This window comes from Mesorhizobium sp. M1143 (assembly GCF_040318435.1).
GTDB lineage: Bacteria > Pseudomonadota > Alphaproteobacteria > Rhizobiales > Rhizobiaceae > Mesorhizobium.
This window is the reverse complement of the sequence record NZ_JAMYMJ010000156.1, coordinates 1-2,209: the sequence shown is the minus strand read 5'-3', so window position 1 is coordinate 2,209 and position 2,209 is coordinate 1. Positions and strand designations below refer to the sequence as shown.

General features: G+C 62.7%; 2 protein-coding genes and 1 pseudogene. All 3 read right to left on the bottom strand.

The window, feature by feature from the left end:
• Positions 1-57: 57 nt before the first annotated feature.
• Positions 58-411, bottom strand: a pseudogene (gene bioZ / locus NKH35_RS31525) (3-oxopimeloyl-[acyl-carrier-protein] synthase BioZ); the annotation flags it as partial.
• Positions 408-1,673 (bottom strand): adenosylmethionine--8-amino-7-oxononanoate transaminase, encoded by a 1,266-nt coding sequence (locus NKH35_RS31520; protein ID WP_023673641.1) that lies wholly within the window; start codon positions 1,671-1,673, stop codon positions 408-410. The pseudogene bioZ and the gene NKH35_RS31520, both read right to left, overlap by 4 nt.
• Positions 1,673-2,209 (bottom strand): ATP-dependent dethiobiotin synthetase BioD (gene bioD, locus NKH35_RS31515; protein ID WP_352917554.1); only part of this gene is annotated, 537 nt, incomplete at its 5' end. The genes bioD and NKH35_RS31520, both read right to left, overlap by 1 nt.

Genomic DNA, 2,209 nt, shown 5'->3' with positions numbered 1-2,209 from the left:
CCGCTTATTTTGGTGTGTTGTGTTATTGGTTTATATCAGACATAACTTGAGGTATTTTATTATGCCGGGGCTGGGGCGGTTAAGATCCACCGGGCCTGGGCGGCCAAGGCCAAGCTTGTGTGCGACCAGCGGCGCGCTTGGCGGCAGAAGATGGTTGGGCGTCGAGGTGGCAAGCAACAGCAGACCGATGTCGTGGCGCGCAATACCGGCGTTCACCAGCGCCATGTCGCCAGCCCGGGTGGCAAGACCCGACAGCGTGTCTTCGTCCGTTGCCCAGAAGCGCGAACGGATTCCGGTACGCCTTTCGATCCAGCCCGGCTCGAGGCCGAGATTGCTCTCGATCTCGGCATTGGCCACCTTGCGCCCAGGCACGTGATGGCCAAGTCCGAGAATGCGCGACGACTTGCTCATGGCCTTGACCCGAAGCGTTCCCCGGCCTCCTCGATGGCGTCATAGAGTCGTTCGAGCTCGTCGCCTGCGATGCAATAGGGTGGCAGAAGGTAGAGGACATTGCCGAGCGGGCGCACAAGTAGGCCGCGCTCGAGGAAGAAAGCGCGCAGCTTCGGACCAATCTCGGCGAGATAACCTGCTGAACCGGTTCGCAGGTCGAGCGCCGCGATCGTTCCCGTGGCTCGACAGTCGGCAAAATATGGATTGTCCCGAAAGCGTTGCAGCCCGACGGCCTGCATCACGCTCAAGGCCGTGATCCGCCCGGCCACTGGCTCGTCGCGCCAGATCTCGACATTGGCGAGTGCTGCCGCACAGGCAATCGGATTGGCGGTGTAGGAGCTCGAATGGAAAAACGTCTTCTTCCGGTCCTCGGAATAGTGCGCCCGGAAGATGGCATCGGTGACAAGCGTTACGGCCAGCGGGATGGTGCCGCCGGTCAAGCCTTTGGAGGTGCACAGGATATCTGGAGAAATCGATGCCTGCTCGCAGGCGAACATGGTTCCGGTGCGTCCCCAGCCGGTCATCACCTCGTCGGCGATCAGCAGCGAGCCGGAGGCCTCAGTGATCTTCTTCAATTCGGCCAGAACCGATGCTGGATACATCAGCATGCCGCCGGCGCCCAGCACCAGCGGCTCGACGATCAAGGCTGCGGCTCGTCGATCGCGGGTCACAGCCTCGAAACGATCCAGCGTCTCCTGCTCGTGCCCCGCGGCCGGAAAGGGGATGATGTCGACCTCGAACAGCAAGGGTTCATAGGCGGCGTTGAACACGCCACGCGCACCGACGCTCATCGTTCCAATCGTGTCACCATGATAGCTGTGCTCCATGACGACGATGCGCGAGCGCGGCGCGCCGATGTTGCGGAAATAACCGAGCGCCATCTTCAGCGCGACTTCGACTGAGGTCGAGCCACTGTCGGAATAGAACACCCAGTCGAGTCCAGCGGGAGCGAGGCCGACAAGCGCCTTGGCCAAGCGCTCTGCCGGCTCGTGCGTGAAGCCCGCAAAGATAATCTGGTCGAGGCTCGACGCGGTTGTCTCGATTGCCTTCATGATGCGGGGATGGCGGTGGCCATGTGTGACGACCCACCAGGAGGAGATGGCGTCCAGGATGCGGGCGCCGTCGGCCCTGTGGAGATAGGCGCCCTCAGTCAGGACGATTTCTGGGATCGCAGGCTCGAGTGCGTGCTGGGTGAAGGGATGCCACACATGAGACTGCGACATCAGTCACCTCCAGTAATCGAGGCGAAGGCGAAGCCGGCAACCATTGCGTCCCTCAGTGTTTTGCCCGTCAGCACATCGAGGTGCGGCAGCCTGCCGAGCTGCGGGGCACCGCTGAATTCCACGATGGTCCGTTGCGTATCGGCCATCTCATCGCCGATGAAAGCGATGCCCGCCAACGGGATGGAGCGGGCGCGGAGCGCCTCGACCGATAGCAAGGTGTGGTTGATGGTGCCGAGTGTGGTGCGGGCGCACAGAATAACGGGCAGCCGCCATTCAGCGAAGATGTCGATTAACCTTGTGCGCCGGTTGAGCGGCACCATTAGGCCGCCGGAGCCTTCGATGACGAGCGGCGTCGGTAGGACGGGAAAAGCAAGATCGGCAGCCTTGATCGCCACGCCGTCGATCTCGGCCGAACGATGCGGCGACAGCGGGCTCCGCAAGCGGTAGGCTTCCGGCAGCACGCGCTCTGAGGGCAAGCCGGCAAGCCGCGCCACAACCTCGCTGTCGGTCTCGCCGTCGAGGCCCGATTGCACCGG